This is a genomic window from Pseudohalocynthiibacter aestuariivivens, assembly GCF_018457175.1.
Classification (GTDB): domain Bacteria; phylum Pseudomonadota; class Alphaproteobacteria; order Rhodobacterales; family Rhodobacteraceae; genus Pseudohalocynthiibacter; species Pseudohalocynthiibacter aestuariivivens.
On record NZ_JAGFNU010000004.1, the window covers coordinates 240,039 to 258,160 of the forward strand.

At 54.7% G+C, this 18,122-nt stretch carries 18 protein-coding genes; 7 read left to right on the forward strand and 11 right to left on the reverse strand.

Annotated elements, in window-relative coordinates; all coding sequences use genetic code 11:
- Positions 1 to 36 precede the first annotated feature (36 nt).
- Positions 37 to 897 (forward strand): helix-turn-helix domain-containing protein, encoded by an 861-nt coding sequence (locus J4E70_RS08565; RefSeq protein ID WP_213888677.1) that lies wholly within the window; start codon positions 37 to 39, stop codon positions 895 to 897.
- 109 nt (positions 898 to 1,006) lie between these two features.
- Here J4E70_RS08565 and J4E70_RS08570 read toward each other — a convergent pair whose 3' ends face one another.
- Genes J4E70_RS08570 through bcoG form a run of 3 tightly spaced genes read right to left on the reverse strand, consistent with a single transcriptional unit; the run spans position 1,007 to position 4,166 of the window.
- The gene (locus J4E70_RS08570) at positions 1,007 to 1,768 is read right to left on the reverse strand and encodes an SDR family oxidoreductase (RefSeq protein ID WP_213888678.1); all 762 of its coding nucleotides are present in this window, start codon (positions 1,766 to 1,768) and stop codon (positions 1,007 to 1,009) included.
- Positions 1,765 to 3,222, reverse strand: coding sequence for a carnitine 3-dehydrogenase (locus tag J4E70_RS08575; RefSeq protein ID WP_213888679.1), 1,458 nt, complete (start codon positions 3,220 to 3,222; stop codon positions 1,765 to 1,767). Before J4E70_RS08575 ends, J4E70_RS08570 begins: the two co-directional genes overlap by 4 nt.
- 35 nt (positions 3,223 to 3,257) lie before the next feature.
- Positions 3,258 to 4,166, reverse strand: coding sequence for a 3-dehydrocarnitine:acetyl-CoA trimethylamine transferase BcoG (gene bcoG / locus J4E70_RS08580; protein WP_213888680.1), 909 nt, complete (start codon positions 4,164 to 4,166; stop codon positions 3,258 to 3,260).
- On the opposite strand from bcoG, the gene J4E70_RS08585 reads away from it, so the two are divergent.
- Entirely contained in the window at positions 4,165 to 5,229 is a 1,065-nt protein-coding gene (locus tag J4E70_RS08585) for a GlxA family transcriptional regulator (RefSeq protein WP_213888681.1), read from the forward strand. The genes bcoG and J4E70_RS08585 overlap by 2 nt on opposite strands.
- Before the next feature lie 26 nt (positions 5,230 to 5,255).
- Here the strand turns inward: J4E70_RS08585 and J4E70_RS08590 are convergent, their stop codons facing one another.
- Complete coding sequence (locus J4E70_RS08590; RefSeq protein ID WP_213888682.1) at positions 5,256 to 6,302, reverse strand: aldo/keto reductase; 1,047 nt, start codon at positions 6,300 to 6,302, stop codon at positions 5,256 to 5,258.
- A 99-nt stretch (positions 6,303 to 6,401) separates the two neighbouring features.
- On the opposite strand from J4E70_RS08590, the gene J4E70_RS08595 reads away from it, so the two are divergent.
- The 4 genes from J4E70_RS08595 to deoD all read left to right on the forward strand — a co-directional run bounded on the left by J4E70_RS08595 (position 6,402) and on the right by deoD (position 10,854).
- Entirely contained in the window at positions 6,402 to 7,010 is a 609-nt protein-coding gene (locus J4E70_RS08595; protein WP_213888683.1) for a YceI family protein, read from the forward strand.
- A gap of 86 nt (positions 7,011 to 7,096) precedes the next feature.
- On the forward strand, positions 7,097 to 8,320 hold the full coding sequence (locus J4E70_RS08600; RefSeq protein ID WP_213888684.1) for an MFS transporter: 1,224 nt from the start codon (positions 7,097 to 7,099) through the stop codon (positions 8,318 to 8,320).
- Positions 8,321 to 8,377: 57 nt separating this feature from the next.
- Positions 8,378 to 10,099, forward strand: coding sequence for a methionine--tRNA ligase (gene metG / locus J4E70_RS08605; protein WP_213888685.1), 1,722 nt, complete (start codon positions 8,378 to 8,380; stop codon positions 10,097 to 10,099).
- 50 nt (positions 10,100 to 10,149) lie between these two features.
- Entirely contained in the window at positions 10,150 to 10,854 is a 705-nt protein-coding gene (gene deoD / locus J4E70_RS08610) for a purine-nucleoside phosphorylase (protein ID WP_213888686.1), read from the forward strand.
- 27 nt (positions 10,855 to 10,881) lie between these two features.
- On the opposite strand, the gene J4E70_RS08615 is transcribed toward deoD, so the two are convergent.
- Positions 10,882 to 11,766, reverse strand: coding sequence for a LysR substrate-binding domain-containing protein (locus J4E70_RS08615; protein WP_213888687.1), 885 nt, complete (start codon positions 11,764 to 11,766; stop codon positions 10,882 to 10,884).
- 98 nt (positions 11,767 to 11,864) lie between these two features.
- Between J4E70_RS08615 and J4E70_RS08620 the strand changes: the two genes are divergently transcribed.
- Positions 11,865 to 13,187: a serine hydroxymethyltransferase gene (locus J4E70_RS08620; RefSeq protein WP_213888688.1), complete on the forward strand. Its 1,323-nt coding sequence runs from the start codon at positions 11,865 to 11,867 to the stop codon at positions 13,185 to 13,187.
- Here J4E70_RS08620 and J4E70_RS08625 read toward each other — a convergent pair.
- From J4E70_RS08625 to sdhC, 6 genes are all read right to left on the reverse strand, one after another.
- Entirely contained in the window at positions 13,184 to 14,047 is an 864-nt protein-coding gene (locus J4E70_RS08625; RefSeq protein WP_213888689.1) for an urea carboxylase-associated family protein, read from the reverse strand. The genes J4E70_RS08620 and J4E70_RS08625 overlap by 4 nt on opposite strands.
- 117 nt (positions 14,048 to 14,164) lie before the next feature.
- Positions 14,165 to 14,944 carry a succinate dehydrogenase iron-sulfur subunit gene (locus J4E70_RS08630; protein ID WP_213888690.1) on the reverse strand — a complete coding sequence of 260 codons (780 nt, stop codon included), beginning with the start codon at positions 14,942 to 14,944 and terminating at the stop codon, positions 14,165 to 14,167.
- A gap of 2 nt (positions 14,945 to 14,946) precedes the next feature.
- Positions 14,947 to 15,423, reverse strand: a complete 477-nt coding sequence (locus tag J4E70_RS08635; RefSeq protein ID WP_213888691.1) for a hypothetical protein — start codon at positions 15,421 to 15,423, stop codon at positions 14,947 to 14,949.
- Positions 15,423 to 17,228, reverse strand: a complete 1,806-nt coding sequence (gene sdhA, locus J4E70_RS08640; RefSeq protein WP_213888692.1) for a succinate dehydrogenase flavoprotein subunit — start codon at positions 17,226 to 17,228, stop codon at positions 15,423 to 15,425. Before sdhA ends, J4E70_RS08635 begins: the two co-directional genes overlap by 1 nt.
- Positions 17,229 to 17,242: 14 nt before the next feature.
- Positions 17,243 to 17,623: a succinate dehydrogenase, hydrophobic membrane anchor protein gene (gene sdhD, locus J4E70_RS08645; RefSeq protein WP_213888693.1), complete on the reverse strand. Its 381-nt coding sequence runs from the start codon at positions 17,621 to 17,623 to the stop codon at positions 17,243 to 17,245.
- A gap of 11 nt (positions 17,624 to 17,634) precedes the next feature.
- Entirely contained in the window at positions 17,635 to 18,021 is a 387-nt protein-coding gene (gene sdhC, locus J4E70_RS08650; protein WP_213888694.1) for a succinate dehydrogenase, cytochrome b556 subunit, read from the reverse strand.
- Positions 18,022 to 18,122 lie beyond the last annotated feature (101 nt).

Consider the following 18,122-nt stretch of genomic DNA (forward strand, 5'->3'; position numbering starts at 1 on the left):
AAACAAAAACTAAACATTGTTGGATTTATTAACCAAATGCCAGAAAAAACAGACAAGAGGGACCGTGCATTGTTGTTTCGCCAACGTTTGAGCGAAGCCTTCTCTGTTTCAAGCCTCAATCAAAGCTCTCTGGCACGGCGTGTCGGTGTAGACAGGTCGACTATTTCGCAACTACTGGCGGGTGGCGGAACAAGGCTGCCAAACGCGCAAGTCGTTGGTGAATGCGCCGCAGCCCTGGGTGTCTCTGCTGATTGGTTATTGGGTCTGACGGACCATCCTGACCAAGCCGCTGACCTCATCGCAGCCTCTGTTTCGATGACGGCAGCGCCGCGCGCATTGGTCGACGAACAGATATTTGCCTGGCATCAGGAAGCCATCGGTTACAAAATTCGCCATGTCCCCGCAACTTTGCCGGACATGATAAAAACCAGGTCGATGCTAAGTTGGGAATATCAGCCGCAACTGGGCCGCACCACGGATCAGGCAATTGGTGCCTCTGAGGACCGCCTGAACCTTATGCGTTCCGCACAATCGGACTACGAAATCGCGCTACCATTGCACGAGCTTGAGTCTTTCACGCATGCCGAAGGATACTACCGGGATTTGCCGCTAGAATTACGTCTTGAGCAAATCGACTGGATGCTGGCCCTGCATGACCAGTTTTACCCTCGTCTGCGAATATATCTCTTTGATGCGCGTCGGCTTTATTCATCGCCGGTTACCATTTTTGGCCCGCTTCTGGCGGTGCTCTACCTTGGGCGAAGTTATTTGGCGTTCCGCGAAAAAGAACGGGTCGCAGCAATCAGTCAGCATTTTGACGGGCTGGTCCGGGAGGCTGTCGTAAGTTCAAATGACCTTCCCGATAAGCTTTTGGAATTGCGTGCAGACATCGTTTGAATAGTGAAGCGCGTTCCGCGCTGTTCTTTCTGGCACTTCGTGCGGTTTTGCGCTCCGCGCGGGGATATTTAAGGGATAAAGAAATTGGTTTCTGGTTCAAGTTCTGGGATCAGACTTTTGGGTCTGGGTTTTCGGTATGTCCGTCTACTGCGATGACCTGACCCGAAACCAACCGCGCGGCAGGGCTGGCCAGAAACACCGCCATATTGGCAATATCCGCTGCCTCAACAAAACTGCGCATAGATGTACCGCTTGCGTAGCCTGCATAGACCTGATCACGTGTCATGCCCTTTGCGGTGGCCTCACGTTCAAGTACCCCTTCCATGCGTGGGCCTTCGACCGCACCTGGGCAAATCGCGTTTGCGCGAATTCCGAAGGGTCCAAGTTCCATCGCCAGCGTTTTCATCAGGCCGATCACAGCCCATTTTGCAGCCGCATAGGGCGCACGGTTTGGATAGCCGTAGATCCCCGCCGTCGAAGAGGTGAACACCATCGAACCGGAACCCGCCGCTTTCATGATGGGCGCTGCATATTTCGCCGCCAAAAAGGCCCCTTCCAAGTTGACGCTGACGCAAGCACGCCAGTCGTCTAAAGTGACGTCTTCGACAAGGGCTGTTGGCCCCGCGATCCCCGCATTCGCGCATAGAGCATCAAGGCCACCCCATGTTTCGCGGATTTCAGCGAAAAGGGCTGATACGCCAGCATCGTCGCTGGCATTAACGCAGGTGCCACGCCACCCCGCCGGCAAGGTTGCCAAAGCTACGGTATCAACATCGGTGACCCAGATCTGGTGCCCAGCCGAAGCGAAGGCTTCGGCCATAGCCCGGCCTATGCCGGATGCCCCTGCCGTGATCAGAACACGGTCGTTCATGCCTTCACCCCGATCACCCCTATCGCGCGGCCTATCCCTTCAGGACGTGGAAGTGCGGCATGCGCCGCGGCAACTTTGGCGAGTTTTTCTTCGATATGCGGAGCAGGGTTTGACGCACGACGGGTTTTTAGGCTGACATGTATCAACATCATCTCACCCGTGGCGACAAGACGGTCCCCCTCAAACATCTGATGGAACAGATGCATTTTTTTCCCTTCGCCCAAGACACATATCGTTTCGACGCGAATGCGCGCGCCTGCGTTTAACTCGTCGATGTAACGGATATGGGTTTCTGCGGTGAAATAGCTGCCGCCGTTTGCAATGTAGTCTTCATCACAGCCGACAAATTCCATGAATTTATCAGTTCCATCTCCGAAAGCCTGCACATAACGGGCTTCGTTCATGTGACCATTGTAGTCTGTCCAGTCGAGCGGCACTGCACGTGAAACAGTAACAATGGGCTTTAACAGGTCAGGCTCCGCAGGCATCATCCGCTTGTCCTGCACCCTGAGCAAGGCCCCTGCCCCCCAGTCCTGCGTCTTGAGCGCCCGCATCATCGCAACAAGGTTATTGTCGCGAATGCGTTCGAGTTCACGGATAGTATAGGCACCTGATTGCGCGTCGGACTGATCGGCTATCATATCGACAAGTTCGTCTGTCAGTTCCGGCACATCCATCAGTTTGGTCCAGGGCCATTCAAGACAGGGGCCAAACTGGGCGATGAAATGCTTCATCCCAGCTTCGCCCCCCGCCACGCGGTAGGTTTCAAACAGCCCCATCTGTCCCCAGCGCAAGCCAAAACCGTAGCGGATTGCGTTGTCGATTTCTTCGGTCGTGGCAATGCCATCCTTGATCAGCCAAAGTGCTTCGCGCCAGACTGCCTCAAGAAAACGATCTGCGATATGTGCATCGATCTCCTTCTTCAGGTGCAGTGGAAACATACCCAGTGACGTTATAATGTCTTTTGCCCGCTCAATCAGGGCCGCGTCATTTTTTTCGGTTGTAACCAGTTCAATCAGCGGCAACAGATAGACCGGGTTAAACGGGTGCGTCACCACGATTTGTGCAGGGCGCGTTGCGCAGCCCTGCAACTCCGACGGTTTAAAGCCTGAGGTGGATGAGCCGATCACGGCATCCGGCGAACAATGTTCCTGAAGGGTCTGATAGACCTTACGCTTAAGGTCCAATCTTTCCGGAACACTTTCCTGTATCCAGTCAGATCCGGCGACTGCTTCGGAAATTGTCTCGTGAAAGCTGAGTTTACCTTCGGCAGGCATCGCAACATCCGACAAACCGGGCAAGGAGCGGCGGGCGTTGTCAAGAACTTCGCCGATCTTACGCTCTGCTTCCGGGTCAGGGTCAAAAACCCGTACGTCCCACCCCATGAGCAGGAACCGTGCCGCCCAGCCGCCACCAATTACACCACCGCCGACGATTGTCGCTCTCTTTGTCATTTTATTTCTCCGGTTTTCCTGTGTGGTGCCTTGCGTCAGACGGGTGCCCGCTTTTCAAGCCCGAGGTTCTTGCGAACGTCGTCCGGACCGATCACCTTTGCGCCCAGACCTTCGACAATATTGACCGCATTTTCGACCAGATCGGCATTGGTTACCAGATTGCCGCGCCCAAGCATCAGGTTGTCTTCAAGGCCAACCCGCACGTTACCCCCGGCAAGCACAGAAGCCGCAACATAGGGCATCTGACTGCGCCCCAGCCCAAAGGCCGAAAAGGTCCAACCGTCCGGCACATTGTTTACCATTGCCATGAAAGTATTGAGGTCATCCGGTGCGCCCCAGGGAACACCCATGCAAAGCTGCACCAGCGCAGGGCTGTCCAGAACGCCATCTTTGACAAGCTGCTTGGCATACCAAAGATGACCAGTGTCAAATGCCTCAATCTCTGGCTTAACACCAAGATCGGTCATCATCCGCCCCATGGCTTGCAACATGCCGGGGGTGTTGGTCATCACATAGTCGGCTTCTGCAAAGTTCATTGTGCCGCAATCAAGTGTGCAAATCTCTGGCAGGCATTCCGCAACATGGGCAACACGTTCCTCCGCGCTAACCATATCGGTTCCGCCTGCCAAAGGTAGCGGGCTGTTTGGCCCACCAAAAATGATATCGCCGCCCATGCCAGCCGTCAGGTTCAGAACCATATCGACCTCAGCGTCGCGGATACGGTCTGTCAGTTCCCGGTAATACTCAAGCTTGCGTGATGGCACCCCGGTTTCCGGGTCACGCACGTGGCAATGCACAACTGCTGCACCTGCCTTGGCCGCTGCAATCGCACTATCGGCAATATCCTTAGGCGAACGGGGCACATGCGGGCTACGGTCTTGCGTACTGCCCGAACCGGTGATGGCGCAGGTGATAAAAACATCTTTGTTCATGGCGAGTGGCATGACGAATCTCCTCTTTCGTTCCGCTGATCATGTGGGACTTGCGCAAATGAGCTTTACAATTTACGAAACATATTTGATGAAAACCGAAAATCAGATATTTTTGCGAACACCCGAGACACTCTCGGTTGCAATCCTGATATTACCAGATAGCAATACTCTGTCGCTTGCCGCCACGGTTGACCCGCTCCGCGCCGCAAACCGCCGCGCTGCAAACCCGCTTTACCATTGGCAGTTCGTTTCTTTTGATGGCGGCGCCACGCACTTAACCAGCGGTATCTCTGTTGAGACATCTGTGCTGGAACAAGCTGCAACGGCTGACGCGCTCATCGTCGTTGCCGGGTTTAACCTTGAAAAACACGCTTCCCAATCCCGTATGCGGCGATTACGGCATGAACGCCGTAAATATCAAGCTGTAGGTGGTGTCGATGGCGGCAGTTGGATACTGGCGCGTGCCGGGCTGTTAGATGGGGTTACGGCCACAACCCATTGGGAAGACATCGAAACCTTTATGACTCGCTTTCCCGAAATCGATACAGTCCGCGACCGCTACGTTATAGATGGCCGCTATTTCACAACGGGCGGGGCGTCGCCTTGTCTTGACATGATGTTGCATCTCATTCGCTGCCGACAAGGGCCTGAGCTCGCACTTCGTGTCGCGAGCGCGTTCATCTACGACCCGCTTCATCCGGCAAGTGCGCCGCAAAGCCTTGTTTCTTCTGCGCGTCTTGAAATCACCGCCCCGGCTGTTGCGGCAGCTGTACGCAGAATGGAAACCGATATCGAAGATCCACCAACGATCACCGCGATAGCGCTGGGTATTGGCCTTTCCGCCCGTTCGCTTGAAACCGCGTTTCGCCAAACACTTGGCACCACACCCGGGCAGTTTTTCCTTGATCTGCGTCTGCAAGAGGCTCACCGCCTAGTGCAGGACAGCGATCTTACCTTGCAGGAAATCGCAATCCGCACCGGATTTGCCGCTCAGGCCACGTTTGCCCGCGCATTTCGCCGAAAATTCGGGAAAACGGCAAGTGTGCTCAGACAACGCCCGCCTTCTTTATCCTGAAAATATCCCCGCCGGAGGCATAAAATCTAATAAGGCATCGGATGCGCCTTATGCGCGATATCAATGTCGGCCATAACCTCACCTGACAATTCAACTTCGACCGAACCCAGTGCGGTTTTCAGTTGCTCCAGGCTGGTTGACCCAAAAATCGCACTTGCCATAAACGGCCTTGTCCGACACCACGCCAGCGCCATTTGCGCAACATTCAGACCATGCCGCTTGGCGACATCCTCGTAGGCTGCTGCCGCATCCCAAACGCGCCCCGTTTTCAGACGGCCGCCAAGTTCTGGCGCCAACGTGCGGCGCGATCCTTCGGGTGTCACATCACGCCTGTATTTCCCGGTCAGCAGCCCTGCCGCAAGCGGTGAGAACGCCAGCAAACCGACATCTTCGTTCGCGGACAATTCCGCCATATCAGTATCATAGAAGCGGCAAAGCAAAGAGTATTCGTTTTGTGCGCTTACCACACGTGGCCAGCCACGGTCCTCAGACATACGCAACCACTGGGCTGTCCCCCAGGCGCTTTCATTCGACAAGCCAATATGGCGGATTTTTCCTGCATCAACCTGTTTTTGCAGTGCTTCAAGCGTGTCTTCCATATGCGCCAGAGTTTCAGCCTTATTCTGACTGCTCGGGTCATAAGACCAGTTTTGGCGAAACATGTACGAGCCACGATTGGGCCAGTGAAGCTGATAAATATCAATAACATCTGTCTTCAGGCGCTTCAGTGACCCCTCAAGCGCAATTGGGATCGTTGTACTGTCAATCCCGCGACCCTCGCGCATGAACCCGCCATTCGCACCCGTAATCTTTGTCGCAAGAATAACCTCCTTGCGGCGTCCGGTTTTAGCAAACCATTCGCCAATCACCTCTTCGGTGCGCCCACAGGTTTCGGCGCTTACCGGGTTCACCGGGTACATCTCTGCCGTATCGATGCAGTTCACTCCGTGATCCAGCGCCAGGTCTATCTGCGCATGGCCCTCTTCCATCGTGTTCTGTGTGCCCCATGTCATTGACCCCAGACACAGTTCGGACAGTTTCAGATCAGTCTGACCAAGGGTTTTGTAGCGCATCTTACATCTCCTGTTCGCCGACCGAGCCTACCGAACCAAACGCCAAGGGCAAGGCGAAATTGCAGACCTGCCACCCTTAGAACGCCCTGACAGAAAAGAATGAAGCGACAGTTTGAAATTTGGCGTTACACTGGCCTTATGAAAGCCTTCCTGTTTATCTGTCTCAATCTGATCTGGATATCTAACAGCGCTTTTGCTTCGCCGGTCTCCTACGAACTTGATCAAGACAGATCGCGCGTCAGTTTTATCTATTACCTGAATTCAGAACCGCGGCGTGGCACGATGCCTGTCGCAACTTCGGAAATAACGATTGATCTTGCAAATCTCGCACGGTCAAGCGTGCGCGTTTCTTTACAGGCAAATGGTGCACGCACCGGATTTTTCCTTGCAACGCAAGCCATGCAGGGCCCAAACGTGCTCGATACCCGGAACCACCCACTCATTCGGTTTGAAAGCCTGCGCGTACGCCCGAATGCACAAGGCGCTGAAATCACGGGCAACCTAACAGTACGCGGCATAACGCGGCCCGTCACACTATCAGCTCGATTGTTTCGGCAAAATGCCGAAACCGGCGGCGATCCGTCTGGTCTATCCATCGTGCTGACCGGATCGCTGCGCCGATCTGATTTTGGCGCCACCGGTTATCCTAACCTTGTCTCGGATAAAATTAATCTGAGAATACTGGTGAGGATATCTCCTGAGAATTAGTATGAAAACGACATCCTTTGTCGAATAAACCCAAGCTTGCACTACAACCTGTGCGACTTTGTACCCGTAACAACTCTGGCTGACCCATGCGTCTTCTGATTTCTTTTGCTGCTCTTTTTCTTTCCATTATCCTGCTACAGCTTTCTTCAGGGGGCGTTGGCCCGCTCGACGCGCTATCGGGCATTGCCAAGGGGTTCACCACTGCGCAGATCGGTCTGCTGGGGTCATCTCACTTCTTGGGTTTCTTTCTAGGCTGCTGGTGGGCGCCGCGCCTGATGGGCACCATTGGCCATTCGCGCGCCTTTGCGGCTTTTACGGCGACGGGTGCAATTGGGCTCATTTCGCACACGCTGAGCGATGATCCTTATCTCTGGGCGATGATGCGGGTTGGATCAGGCCTTTGCATCTCTGGCTGCTACACAGTGATCGAAGCCTGGTTAAACGCCAAAGTCACAAATGAAACTCGCGGTCGCGCAATGGGAACTTACCGGATCGTGGATATGGGATCTTCGTTGTGCGCACAGCTTTTGATCGCGGTTTTGGAACCTGCACATTACATCTCTTACAATCTTCTGGTGCTGCTCTGTTGTCTGTCGCTCTTGCCGATCACGATCACCAAAATCCAACAACCGGAAACTCCAGCTGCCGCGCGGCTACGCCCAATGCTGGCTTGGAATATTTCTCCGCTCGCGTCCTTCGGGGTGGTGATTGCGGCGTTGTCGTCTTCTGCATTTCGAATGGTTGGCCCGATCTACGGGCAAGAGGTTGGCCTGCAGATCAATCAGATCGCCTATTTCCTTGCTGCCTTCGTGCTCGGCGGTGCGCTTGCGCAATATCCGATTGGCTGGCTTGCGGATAAATTTGACCGTCGCTGGGTTCTGATCTGGCTGTCTGCCGCCGCTGTTGTCAGTTGTTTCAATACCGTGCTCGTCGCCGATGGCGGAACGCTCATGGTTATGATTGGTGCCGGAGTGTTCGGGTTTACCACCTTTCCTATATTCTCGGTTTCTACCGCCCACGCCAACGATTTTGCCACTTCCGAGCAACGCGTGGAATTGTCAGCCGCACTTATGTTCTTTTACGCTCTTGGTGCGATTGCGAGCCCTTACATCGCCTCAACACTGATTCACGAGTTCGGACCATCAGCATTGTTTGGTTTTGTTGCGGTAGGTCATGTTGCACTGATCGTGTTTGGAGTCACACGGATGCGTGCCCGTGAAACAGTTAGGGAACGCACGCCCTACGTCTACACCCCCCGGTCATCCTTCACGATTGGCCGACTTCTTCGCAAGCAACGCGACAGGCGCTAGCACCCGAGCAAAGGTTACGTTAAAGGAAAGGCCGACACTGCAAAGAAGGCATTTTTCATGGAACGTATCCTGATCACCTCGGCGATCCCGTATATCAACGGAATCAAGCATCTGGGCAATCTGATCGGCTCTCAGCTGCCAGCTGACCTTTATGCCCGCTACATGCGCGGCCGGGGTAACGAGGTGATGTTCATCTGTGCAACGGACGAGCACGGGACACCTGCTGAACTTGCAGCGGCTAAAGTCGGACAGCCGGTCGCAGAATTCTGCGCTGAAATGCATAAGGTGCAGTCCGAAATCGCCGAAGGATTCCGTCTGTCGTTTGACCATTTCGGTCGCTCTTCGAGCCCACAAAACCACAAGTTGACGCAGCATTTTGCTGGGAAACTTGCGGAAAACGGGCTGATTGAAGAAGTGAGCGAAAAGCAGGTTTATTCCCACGCCGATGGTCGTTTTCTACCAGATCGCTACATCGAAGGCACATGCCCAAACTGCGGCTATGACAAGGCGCGCGGGGACCAATGCGAAAACTGCACCAAGCAACTAGAGCCGACAGACCTGATTGATCCGCGCAGCGCTGTTTCCGGGTCAACCGATCTAGAGGTGCGCGAGACCAAGCATCTCTATCTGCGCCAATCTACGCTTCGTGACAAGTTGGACGAATGGATCAACAGCAAGAAAGACTGGCCCATCCTGACCACCTCGATTGCAAAGAAGTGGCTGCATGATGGTGACGGGTTGCGCGACCGTGGTATCACCCGCGACCTGCACTGGGGCGTGCCCGTAAAAAAAGGCGACGAGGATTGGCCTGGCATGGAGGGTAAGGTCTTTTACGTCTGGTTTGACGCCCCAATCGAATACATAGCAGCAACATCAGAATGGGCCGAAGCGAATGGTAAGCCAGACGCCTGCTGGCAACGTTGGTGGCGCACCGATATGGGCGCTGATGACGTCAAATATGTGCAGTTCATGGGCAAGGACAATGTGCCGTTTCACACCCTGTCTTTTCCAGCAACGATCATGGGGTCGGGCGAGCCGTGGAAGCTGGTCGATTATATCAAAAGCTTCAATTACCTCAACTACGACGGTGGTCAATTCAGCACCTCACAAGGGCGTGGCGTGTTCATGGATCAGGCACTCTCGATCCTGCCGGCTGACTACTGGCGCTGGTGGCTTTTGTCCCACGCGCCCGAAAGTTCAGACAGCGAATTCACCTGGGAGAATTTCCAGGCGAGCGTAAACAAGGACCTTGCTGATGTGCTGGGCAATTTTGTTTCGCGCGTCACGAAATTCTGCCGCTCAAAGTTTGGCGAAGCTGTCCCCGAAGGTGGCACCAATGGCCCTGACGAAGAAAAACTGATTGCAGAAATCACAATCCGCATACGTGCCTACGAAACGCATATGGGCGCGATGGAGGTTCGCAAATCCGCAAGCGAGCTTCGCGCGATCTGGGTTGCGGGCAACGAATACCTGCAAACGGCGGCACCCTGGGCAAAGTTCAAAACAGATCCGGACGCAGCCGCTGCATCGATCCGTCTGTCGCTCAACCTGATCCGAATTTATGCGGTCTTGTCTGCACCCTTCATTCCCGATGCCTCAGCCACTATCATGGCAGCGTTGAAAACAGACGATATGGACTGGCCCAATGATGTTGCCGCTGCACTGGAAACTTTGCCAGCGGGCCACGCATTTGAAGTGCCCGACGTTTTGTTTGGAAAGATCTTGGACGAAGATCGTGAAAAATGGCAGGTGCAATTTGCCGGTGTTCGTAAAGACTAGGCAAGGCGTCTAAACTTAGCTCGAAAGCGCAATCAATCGGAGCTTCTGACATGACCATCCACATTGGTGCCAAACCCGGCGACATCACTGAAACCGTGCTTTTGCCGGGCGATCCTTACCGCGCACGTTGGGCGGCGGACGCTTTTCTGACAGATGCAAAGCTGGTCAACGAAGTACGCGGGATGCTGGGTTACACAGGCACCTACAAAGGGAACCGTGTCACCATTCAGGGCAGTGGTATGGGCATGCCAAGCCTGTCAATCTACGTGAACGAGTTGATCAGGGATTATGGCGCGAAAACACTTATCCGCATCGGGTCTGCCGGGGCGATGCAAGAAAAGGTGAAACTGCGCGATCTTGTTCTGGCCTCAACTGCCTCTTCGCTCTCGACCCCCTCAAGCGCGATTTTCAAAGAGTTCAACTTTGCGCCCACAGCTGATTTTCACCTCTTGCATCGGGCGTTTCATGCGGCTGAGGCTAAGGGGGTTCAAACCCATGTCGGCGGCATCTATTCGTCGGACGTGTTCTACGACGAACGCCCTGATTTAAATGAACAAATGACCCGGCACGGCATTCTGGCCGTCGAGATGGAAGCGGCAGAGCTTTACAATCTTGCCGCACGATATGGCTGCCGCGCGCTGGCCGTTCTGACCGTAAGTGACCACCTGTTAAGCGGAGAAGCGATGCCATCGGAACAGCGCGAGAAAAGCTTTGGTGATATGGTTGAAATCGCGCTGGAAGCCGCGTTCGCCTAACGCATCCGGTTATACCTCGGGCTGCTTTCAAGCCGCCTCGACAAGCATGTCACACAAGCGGCTGATCGTGCTGCCGGGTTTTGGCCTATGAGCAAGCGCAAGCAACAAGCTTCGTTCCAGCGAAACCTTTCCGGAAAATGGCGCAACAAGGCGCCCGGCCTTCAGATGACTGCGGACCAGTGTTTCGTGCCCCATCAACACGCCTGCTCCATTTACCGCTTCGTCAACCGCCAGACTGTAAAGCGAATAGGTCGGGCCTTTTACCGATACGCTAAGCTTTGGGTGTTCCGCACGTAGCCAGATTTGCCAGTCATTGGCCCAACTGGCGTCACCGATCATCGGGTAGTTCGCAAGGTCTTTAACATGCTGCAAACCTTCCGCCACTTCCGGTGCGCACACCGGAAAGATCACATCCGTGCCTAGCGAAAACAGTGAACCACCCGACGGCTCATCAGAAAAAAAGATTGTCAGGTCAAACGGGTCCCGCAACATATTTGGCGGGGTTTCCATTGCCGTTACCGAAAGCGTCACCTCTGGCAAAGCTTTGCGAATGGCTGGCAAACGTGGTGAAAGCCATAGCTGCGCGATGCTCGGCAAAGCCGCTATTTGCACAAGTTGCGGCGCCGCTTCTGTACGCAGCGCCTGAACCGCCTGCCCCAACCTGTCAAAAGCCGCGCTGAACTCGGCAGCGATCTTGTGCCCGAGCGGCGACAGTTGCACGCCCTGTGGCTGACGATTAAACAAAGGCGCACCCGCCCATGTTTCCAGCGTTTTGATATGCTGGGTTATCGCGCCCGGCGTCACACAAAGCTCGTCAGCTGCTTTGGTAAACCCGCCCAGCCGTGCGGCGGCTTCGAAGGCACGAAGCGCGTTCAGCGGTGGCCCCTTTGGCCGTGGAGGAACAATTGCCATTCTAAGCCTTAGATTTTCTACACCTAAATTATATAAAAACTCATTTGCGCAAAACGCAAGGGCCTGTTCCTTTGGCAGCAAGAAAACCGGAGCATGAAATGACCCATCTTTCACACCGCCCTTGGGTGCCTGAGAATTGCGAAACCTATATCCAGAAGCTTGCGGCGCAAACAGCCGGGGCCTCTGCGAAGGATATCGCCACACGCCTTGACGCACTGGCAGATGAAAATCAGCGCATTCACGAGCGTGAGTGTTTCAACCTCAACCCGGCAACAAACGTGATGAACCCTGCGGCTGAAGCGATGCTTGCACGGGGTTTAGGGTCACGCCCGTCGCTCGGCTATCCCGGCGACAAATACGAAATGGGGCTGGAGGCAATAGAAGAGATTGAAGTCATCGCTGCAGAACTCAGCGCTGAAATTTTTGACGCATCCTATGCAGAAATCCGCGTCGCTTCGGGTGCGCTGTCAAACCTTTATGGTTTCATGGCGATTTGCAAACCGGGTGATGCGATCATCGTGCCGCCTGCTTCTATTGGCGGTCATGTCACGCATCACGCCGATGGCTGCGCCGGGCTTTATGGTCTTGTAAGCCACGCGGCACCCGTAAACGCAGATGGCTATACAGTTGATCTCGATGGCCTTCGCACGCTGACCGAACAGGTGCGCCCAAAACTGATTACGCTTGGCGGTAGCCTGAACCTGTTTCCGCATCCTGTACGCGAGGTCCGCGCAATTGCCGACAGTGTTGGCGCAAAGCTGTTGTTTGACGCAGCACATCAATGCGGCATTATCGCAGGGCGCGCATGGGCGAACCCATTGAGCGAAGGCGCGCACCTGATGACGATGAGCACCTACAAAAGCCTTGGCGGGCCTGCTGGTGGGCTTATCGTTACCAATGACGCCGAAATTGCCGAGCGGTTAGACGCGATTGCCTTCCCCGGTATGACCGCGAACTTTGACGCGGCAAAATCCGCAGCACTTGCGCTGAGCATGCTTGACTGGCGCGAATACGGTGCAGCCTATGCAGAAAAGATGGTCAGCGTGGCTCAAGCCTTAGCCACAGCACTTGCCGCCGAAGGGTTGCCCGTTTTTGCTGCCGATCAGGGATATACCCAGTCACACCAGTTTGCGATTGAAGCGGTGGGGTTTGGCGGTGGTCAGGCTGCATCCAAATCCCTGCGCAAGGCAGGATTTCTGGCATGCGGAATTGGTCTGCCAAGTGATCCCGTAGCCGGGGATATGAACGGCCTGCGTATCGGCACACCGGAACTCGTGCGCTGGGGTGTTGATGAAAGCCATGCACAGAAACTTGCACGGCTCATCACATCTGCATTGCGCGCCAACGCACCCGAAGCGCTGGCTGCTGAAGTTGCAGAATTGCGTTCAGGGTTTAACACGCTGCACTATATCCGCACCTAACCCCTACCGTGGCTCCGGTCATACCCATTGGCAACCGGAGCCTGCCAACCCGCTAACGCGCCTTCGGCTGGCTTGAACACTTCGATCAACAGGGGGTAACAGGCTGCGGTATCGCTCGAATGCTCTGATGAACAATCCCCGCCGGGACAGGCGGAAAGCGCGCCGAGCAGGTCAATTTCTGCGAAGAACTCAATAAAATCGCCGGGCCGCACGGGGCTGGCTTTCATGAAATACTGCCCGGTGTCGCGGGTGAAACCGGTGCACATAAAAACGTTCAGCACATCGTGTACATGTTTTTCTGCCTCCGATAGCGGCAGGCCCGTTTCATCCGCAAGGGCGCGTATCAGGTTTGAATGACAACAATGATGGTAGTGCCCGCCAGCAAGCAGGTTATGCGTATAAGGATCACAGCGCGTGCCAATCACATCGTGAACAGAGCCGCCAAATTCATCGAAACCATACCAGTCAAGTGTATCATGCGTGACGGTTGCCATTGGACGCATCATTGGAAAAGAGGACCACATTCTATCGCCAGTCGTAAGATGTGTGCCGTGCAGGGCGCGGGTCTTGCCAGAATAGAACCTCTCGGTCAGATCATGGGCGTTCCATAGGTTCAAATCTCCAACCTGCGGCCCCTCAACACTGGTGATCCGGAAGAAGTACCCGGCCGGCACATGAAAGGTAGCGGCCTCTCGCGGGTCTGCGATTGCTTCGCTGACTTTCTCCAGGCTTTGCCGCACCTTCGCGTAGAGCACCAAATTCGGGGCTGGCAGCGTCTCGGGCGGATAGCAAATGACGGGCTTGATCGCCAGGCGTACAGCAGCGTCATCTGGGGCGGGCGTTTCTGGGGTGCGTTTCATTGGCAGACCTTTGGAAAGTTGACCAGCACAGTATTCGCACAGCAATTTTCATTTGCAATCATCGAAAACAGAAAAGGCCCCGCCAGGGGCGAGGCCAAAATTCTGAAACGCTACGGCTTAGACCGACCGCGTCACCATCATCTTCTTGATTTCAGCAATCGCCTTGGCCGGGTTCAGGCCTTTGGGGCAAGTCTTTGCGCAATTCATAATGGTGTGGCAGCGGTAAAGCTTGAAGGGATCTTCAAGTTCATCAAGCCGCTCACCCGTCGCTTCGTCACGGCTGTCAATCAGCCAGCGATACGCGTGGAGCAACGCCGCTGGTCCAAGATATCTGTCACCATTCCACCAATAGCTAGGGCAGCTTGTCGAACAGCTCGCACACATCACGCATTCATAAAGACCGTCCAGTTTTTTGCGGTCGTCAATCGACTGGCGCCATTCTTTGGCAGGACGGTTCGTTTTTGTCTCAAGCCACGGCATGATGCTCGCATGCTGCGCGTAGAAATGCGTCAGATCTGGAATCAAATCACGCACCACTGGCATATGTGGCAGCGGGTAGATTTTGACGTCTCCCTGCACCTCGTCCATGCCATAAATACAGGCCAGCGTGTTGATGCCGCCGATATTCATCGCGCAAGAGCCGCAAATCCCCTCACGGCAAGACCGGCGGAACGTCAGCGTCGGGTCGATTTCATTCTTGATCTTGATCAGCGCGTCCAGGATCATCGGGCCGCATGTGTCCATATCAACGAAATATGTGTCGACGGATGGGTTTTTGCCGTCTTCCTCGTTCCAGCGATAAATCTGGAACTTGCGAACATTCGTTGCACCGGCTGGTTTAGGCCATGTTTTGCCCGTCACCATGCGCGAGTTTTTGGGGAGCGTTAATTCAACCATGATTAATCTGCCTCTAGGGAAGAACGGATCGTGCTGCCATCCTGGATGAACAGACGCGCCCGTGCTTGTTGTGCGGGGGTCAGGCTCGCCCAAAGCTCGTTATCTCCGGGCTGCATCGGGTACCCATCCGGAAGCGGCGACAGGTTAGAGGCCAGTTGATCACGCAGTGCACGACGTTGCCCGCGGGTGGTTCGCTCATTAGATCGAGAACCAAAACCCATCTGTGCAAGCTTCTGATCCGCGCAAGCATTTGCCGCAGCGGCTTCTGCTGCAGTGATGTCATCGCTTTCAACTGCTCGTACAGTTGTACCGGCGCGTCTTGTCCAGGACGTGCTCAAGGCAACGTTACTGCCCGCGTGTGCTTCAAAAACACAGTCAGAAATCGCGCGCCGCTGAACACTAACATCTGGTGCCGAACTTTTGCCGCTTCCGCATCCAACCAATGCCGTAAGAGTCGCTGTTAAAACCAACATACGCATCAATAGATCCTCGCTTTTGGTGCAATCTTTTTCAGATCAATACCACCGTCTTTATGCTTGGAAAGCGGCTCCAGGTGGACTGGACGGTAGCTGAGTTTGACTTTGTTGCCATCGACAACAGCCAGCGAGTGTTTGCGCCACTTCTTGTCGTCACGATCAGGATAATCCTCGTGCGCATGTGCGCCGCGACTTTCCTTGCGTGCCTCTGCCCCAACGATTGTCGCAAGCGCATTTGGCATCAGGTTTGTCAGTTCAAGCGTTTCCATCAGGTCACTGTTCCAGACCAGCGTACGGTCAGTGACTTTCAGATCGTCAAGCTTAGCCGCGACCGCGCCCATTTTCTCAACCCCTTCAGAAAGGGTTTTATCTGTTCGGAAAACCGCTGCGTCTGCCTGCATGGTTTTTTGCATCTCAAGCCGCAGATCAGCGGTTGAAGTACCGCCACTCGCGTGACGCAGGCCGTCGAACCTGTCGAGAGCCTGTTCTACAGATGCTTTATTCGTCGGCATATTCGCAGTTTTCGGGTCAACAACTTCCCCCGCTTTGATCGCCGCAGCGCGGCCAAAGACCACAAGGTCGATCAGCGAGTTGGAGCCAAGCCGGTTCGCGCCGTGTACTGATGCGCAGCCAGCTTCGCCCACCGCCATCAGGCCAGGTGCAATCGCATCCGGGTTCGTTTTGGTCGGCGCCAGAACTTCACCCCAGTAGTTCGTCGGAATACCGCCCATGTTGTAGTGAACGGTCGGCAAAACCGGAATGGGTTCTTTGGTAAGATCAACACCTGCAAAAATCCGTGCGCTTTCAGAGATACCCGGCAAGCGCAGCGCCAGGGTTTCAGGGGGCAGGTGATTGAGATGCAGGTGAATATGATCACCTTCAGCACCAACGCCGCGGCCTTCGCGAATTTCCATCGTCATACAACGCGACACCACATCGCGCGATGCGAGGTCCTTGTAGGTCGGCGCGTAGCGTTCCATGAACCGCTCGCCTTCCGAATTGGTGAGGTATCCACCCTCGCCGCGCGCACCTTCGGTGATCAAACAGCCAGAGCCGTAAATCCCGGTTGGGTGGAACTGCACAAACTCCATATCCTGCAGCGGCATGCCTTGCCGTGCGACCATACCGCCGCCATCGCCAGTGCAGGTATGGGCCGAGGTCGCGCTAAAAAATGCGCGCCCGTATCCGCCCGTTGCCAGCACAACCATCTTGGCGTTGAAAACATGCATCGTGCCGTCATCAAGCTTCCATGCAAGAACACCCTGACACTGGCCGTCTTCGGACATGATCAGATCAATGGCGAAATATTCGATATAGAATTCCGCGTTGTTCTTCAGGCTTTGGCCATAAAGCGTGTGCAGAATGGCATGGCCCGTCCGGTCAGCAGCGGCACAGGTGCGTTGCACCGGGGGGCCTTCACCAAACTCCGTCGTGTGGCCCCCAAAGGGGCGTTGATAAATCTTGCCATCTTCGGTCCGCGAAAACGGAACACCGTAATGTTCCAGTTCATAAACTGCTTTCGGGGCTTCACGTGCGAGATATTCCATCGCATCGGTATCACCCAGCCAGTCAGACCCCTTAACGGTGTCATACATGTGCCATTGCCAGTGATCCGGCCCCATGTTCGACAGGCTGGCAGCAATACCACCCTGCGCGGCAACCGTGTGGCTGCGTGTTGGAAAAACCTTGGTCACACAGGCGGTCTTGAGCCCTTGTTCGGCCATGCCCAGCGTTGCACGCAACCCGGCCCCACCCGCGCCAACCACGACAACATCAAATTCGTGGGTTTCATATTCGTATGCAGACATCAAAGCTCTCCGGATCAGGCGCTAAAGGCGATTTTGGCAATGGCGAACAAGCCGACAATGGCAACCCCACGCCAGACCAGCATGTTCAGGATCAACATGCGTAACTGGGTCGTATGGTCACTTATGTAATCCTCGATCACCACCTGTACGCCAAGGCGCAGATGGCGAAACAACACCAGAATGAACATAACGGCGATAATTGCAGGGATAGGCTCGGCATACTTTGCAACCACCGCCGCGTGCCCGTCGCCAAGCGTGCCAATGAAAGTATAAAGAAACAGAACCGCCAGCGGAATAAGTGCAATCGCACTTACCCGTTGCGACACCCAATGTTCCGTCCCCTTTTTGGCAGAGCCAAGACCAGAAACGCGGCTACGGTCGGTTTGATAAGACATGCCCTTTTCCCTCACACAGCCAGAATGACACAAAGAACGGTCATCGCTACAGACAGGATGACAGCGATCCAACCAGTTCGGGCGGATGCACTAAGCCCGAGACCAACACCTGCGTCCCAGCGTAAATGACGAATGCCGTTAAAAAAATGGAACCAGAAGGCCCAAAGCGATGCGACCAAAACCAAAAGCCCCAGCCACGAGGTCAGCAGCCCGTCAACAAACTCGAAATATTCCGGGCTGGTTGCCGCAGCCAGAAACCACCAGACAATCAGTACAGCGCTAAGCGACATACCAACCCCTGTGATCCTGTGAATGATCGACAGAACAGATGTTATCTGAGGACGATAAATAGAGAGGTGTGGGGAAAGAGGCCTGTTACCCCTGTTCACGTCAGCCATGGAATGCCCTTTCATCTCTTCAGCTTTGTTTTCTCTTCAGCACATCAATACCGATAAAATACGGTGAGTCACGATACTAAGCCCAATAATTTCGCGGTTTT